This window comes from Treponema porcinum (assembly GCF_900167145.1).
Classification (GTDB): Bacteria; Spirochaetota; Spirochaetia; order Treponematales; family Treponemataceae; genus Treponema_D; species Treponema_D porcinum.
Window position 1 is genome coordinate 1 of record NZ_FUWG01000004.1, and the last position, 3,429, is coordinate 3,429.

General features: G+C 30.1%; 5 protein-coding genes. All 5 read left to right on the forward strand.

Annotation, left to right across the window (positions count from 1 at the left end; genetic code table 11):
- The first annotated feature begins 180 nt into the window (after positions 1-180).
- The 5 genes from B5D55_RS11565 (at position 181) to B5D55_RS02940 (ending at position 3,015) form a co-directional block, all read left to right on the forward strand.
- Positions 181-357 carry a hypothetical protein gene (locus tag B5D55_RS11565; RefSeq protein WP_159446140.1) on the forward strand — a complete coding sequence of 59 codons (177 nt, stop codon included), beginning with the start codon at positions 181-183 and terminating at the stop codon, positions 355-357.
- A gap of 345 nt (positions 358-702) precedes the next feature.
- The gene (locus B5D55_RS11675; RefSeq protein WP_200805272.1) at positions 703-873 is read left to right on the forward strand and encodes a hypothetical protein; all 171 of its coding nucleotides are present in this window, start codon (positions 703-705) and stop codon (positions 871-873) included.
- Positions 857-1,444 (forward strand): hypothetical protein, encoded by a 588-nt coding sequence (locus tag B5D55_RS02930; protein WP_078932506.1) that lies wholly within the window; start codon positions 857-859, stop codon positions 1,442-1,444. The genes B5D55_RS11675 and B5D55_RS02930 overlap by 17 nt, the downstream gene beginning before the upstream one ends.
- 105 nt (positions 1,445-1,549) lie before the next feature.
- A complete protein-coding gene (locus tag B5D55_RS02935) occupies positions 1,550-2,344 on the forward strand; it encodes a YdcF family protein (protein ID WP_078932507.1) in 795 nt (264 codons plus the stop codon).
- A gap of 119 nt (positions 2,345-2,463) precedes the next feature.
- Positions 2,464-3,015, forward strand: coding sequence for a hypothetical protein (locus tag B5D55_RS02940; protein WP_078932508.1), 552 nt, complete (start codon positions 2,464-2,466; stop codon positions 3,013-3,015).
- The last annotated feature ends 414 nt before the right edge of the window (positions 3,016-3,429 follow it).

Here is a 3,429-nt window from a genome sequence, read left to right on the forward strand (position 1 = left end):
ACTTTTGTTGTCCCTTCAGTTTTCGATTTAATTGTAATTACTTTGTTAGCGTCAGGCGATTATAACCATTACGAGTCAGGAGAAAATCGCCAAAATTAGTCAAAAAGAAACAGCCACTATTATAATCAAACAAAAGTTCCTAAAATATGTGCTGACCAATAATGCACAGAAAAGGAGCTTATGAATGAAAATAATAGTGACAAACTAAGTTTACCACAGACACTGGATCTTATAAAGGACAGAGAAAAAGAAAGTTTCTGTCTGGAAAAAGTTAATCTTGCAGAACTGCAAAGGCTGACAGGCATTACAAGAGCAAAATTAAGACGCCTGCATTATTGGTTATTTTTCTTTGACTAAAATTGGTTAATTCTGCCTGACTCTAAATGGCGATTTCCTCCCGACTCTAACAACGGTTTGTCTGCCAGTGTTCGCCGTCGTAATACCAGGCTGTCTTCATGTTGTCGTAAAGTATTTCGTCAAGAATACCGCCGAAGATTCAAATGCCTTGATGTGACAGTATAAAAGAGTTGCACTGCTTTTTGTTGGTGGTAATTCATCAAAAAACTGACATTCAAATTGAATCTTATGCACGGCGGGTAATCCCCGCCTAGTTTTAAGAAATATTGTTTCGAAGTTATGAAATTGACTTTTTAAGACAATTAGCATATATTTATACTAGAATCGTTTATAGGAGGTACTGTTATGGCAACTTCAAGTTTATCAAAGTCTTTTGTTATCAAAACTAAAACCGAAGCTAAAAATTTTGTAAAACTCTTTACCGAACAAGATAAAAATCCTCCGCTTAGAGATGTTAATGTTATTCCTGTTTCAAAAGAGCGTCTGAAAGAGTTAATTAATGCTTCAAGAAAATAGTTTTGAAATCATTCATCTTTTTGAACTTCTTTCAATGGATGGAGGAGAAAGTTATTTCAAAGAAATGGCTGATTCTTTTACATCCATCAACAAAGATGTAGAAACTTTCTTCAAAGAAAAGGCAGTTCAATCTTGTAAACTCAATACCTCTTCAACATACATAATTGTTTCTACAGACGGTACCTTGGAAGTTTTAGGATATTTTACGTTAGCTACAAAAATGCTGACATTAAAGCTTTCAACTTTATCAAAATCTGAACAAAAAACAATAAGTCGTTACGGTTATTACGATGAAGATTCTGATTCAGTAAAAATTCCTGCGATTTTGATTGCTCAATTAAGCCGAAATTTTAATACAAACAATGTACTTCATGGTTCGGATTTAATGGATATTGTATTGAAACAGGTAAAAAGCATTTTAAATTTGACTAGTGGAAAAACTGTTTTCCTTGAATGCGAAAAAATAAAGAAACTTACAGATTTCTATGAATCCCAAAATTTTAAGTTTCTTGATACCAAACTTCTTTCAAAAGATAACAAAGAATTAATTCAAATGTATCGCTTGATATAGAAGAAAACCTAACAAGAAGTTCAAAGCCGACACAGGCTCAAGGCCTGTGCGTTTTAACTCATTGTTATACGCACAGCCCACTGAGTTGGAAAGGAAACAAAAAATATGCGATTTGGTAAAATGAAAAAAAAGTATTTTCTAGTTAGATTGTTACTTACTTTATTCTCATCCCTTTTAATTTTTCTATTTATTCTTCCTTATTTACTTTTACTTTTTAAGGTGATAAATATTGGAAATATTCTTGGATTATGCATAGGATTTTTCATATTATTTATTGGACTATTTCTTCCAAGAATTATTAATATAATTAAAAAATTATTGAAACTAAAGCTTGGAAAAATACTTATACTTTTTCTTTCCTCAATATTAGTTATTGGATTTATATTTTTTACATATGCACAGTATTTAATGATTTCAAAAATATCAACAAAAAATCAACAGATAAATACAGTAATAGTTTTAGGGTGTCGAGTAATAGGGGAATCTCCAAGTATAATGTTAAATGAAAGAATTGATGCATGTTATAAATATCTGACTAATAATCCATATACAATTGCAATCCTGTCAGGTGGGCAAGGCATTGATGAAGGAATTTCGGAAGCTGAATGTATGTATCGGGCTTTATTGAAAAAAGGAATTTCTGAGGATAGACTTCTTAAAGAAAATCAATCAACAACAACAAAAGAAAATATAACATTTTCAAAACAGATTATTTTAGAAAAACAACTTTCTACAGAAGTAATGATAATAACTAATGATTATCATTGTTATCGAGCAGCGTATATTGCAAAACAATTAGGTTTACAACCAAAAACATATAGTGCAAAAACTCATTGGTATTTGTTACCTACATTTTATTTACGGGAAATATGTGCAATTATTTTTCAATGTATTTTATAGACTATGTGAATATATTAAAATAATCGTATAAAAGGTTCGTAGCCGACAGGCAGTCAAGCTGCCTGCGGTACAACCCATTGTTACACGGACGCCCTATTGGGGCGCTTTTGGAGGAAAAAATGAAAAAATTATTTTTTTTAATAATATTACTTTTATGTACAACTTTTATCTTCTCAGAACCTATTACAGATAATGGTGATCATTTAGTAACTTTTAGAATTTCCGAATTGGTAGGAAAAGGGTTTAAGGATGAAATTTGTATACAAAATGGATCATCATACATATTAAAGAATATTCAGTTAAGAATCATAATTGATGAAAAAGATCATAAATTACTTCCTATTGACCAAGTAAAAAGTGGTAGAGATGAAAATTTTGATGGTCTCGAAGATGACGAAATGCACGATGAATTAAAACACTTCTTCGGAGAAAAAGGAAAATTAACAAAAAATAACACAAATAAAATTTCATTTGAATTTAGTTTTGGTGATAATAATGAAAAAGTTCTATTAAAGGAATATCATATACGAGATAATGAATTATACTTTTTCGTAGAAAATAATCCAGATTCCAAAATAACAGAAGAATTAGTCGAAGACTCTGTAAAAGTAATTGTAATTGATGGAAAGAAATATATGATTATTGGTGATCAGGTAATAGAAGTAAAATAAATACACTTATTTAATATAATTGTACTTTAAGGGTTTGGGCGAAGAAGCAGTTGAATAAATTTGAAACTAATAGAAAGAAAGTCGAGCTTGCTTTCTATTAGTTATTAAATTTTAGGGCGACACAAGGTAGCGGTAGTACGCGACTTTCGTCGCCTTATGAACTTACAGAAATATTAACAGATCAAAAACCTGATTCAAATTACAGAAAGGCTACTGAAAAAGAAAAATTCGATTTTTACTTAAAACAAGGCTTTATAAATGGAAATACGTATCTTCCTTCTCTAAGAATCATCACTTGATTAAATTATTGTAGTGAAAATAAATTCAGGCTGAATTTAAAAGTAAATTCAAGCTGAATTTAAAAGTAAATTCAGGCTGAATTTAAAAGTAAATTCAGGCTGAATTTAAAAGTAA